Origin of the sequence: Halorubrum sp. SS7 (genome assembly GCF_005435055.1) — an archaeon.
Lineage (GTDB): Archaea > Halobacteriota > Halobacteria > Halobacteriales > Haloferacaceae > Halorubrum > Halorubrum salinarum.
The window spans coordinates 1-255 of record NZ_SGXV01000561.1 but is presented as its reverse complement, the minus strand read 5'-3'; the positions used below and the strand labels follow the sequence as shown (position 1 = coordinate 255).

At 63.9% G+C, this 255-nt stretch carries 1 protein-coding gene; it reads left to right on the top strand.

Annotation, left to right across the window (positions count from 1 at the left end; translation table 11 throughout):
• Window positions 1-255, top strand: a 255-nt coding sequence (locus EXE44_RS19135; protein WP_137718120.1) for a rhomboid family intramembrane serine protease, incomplete at both ends; no start/stop codon positions are given.

The following is a 255-nucleotide window of genomic DNA, read 5'->3' as shown; positions in this document are numbered from 1 at the left end:
GGCGATGTGGGTGACGTTTATCGCGCAGTGGGTCACGCTGTTCGTCGGCGGGGAGGCGCTCCACAACACGCTGTTCGTACTCCGGTCGGAGGCGATCGCGAACGTCTGGACGTGGGTGACGTCCGTGTTCTCGCACGCGCCCGGACAGCTGTTCCACATCATCGGCAACAGCATCGTGATCCTGTTCTTCGGCCCGCTCGTCGAGCGCGCCGTCGGATCGAAGAAGTTCGTCGGGTTCTTCTTCGGCGCGGGGAT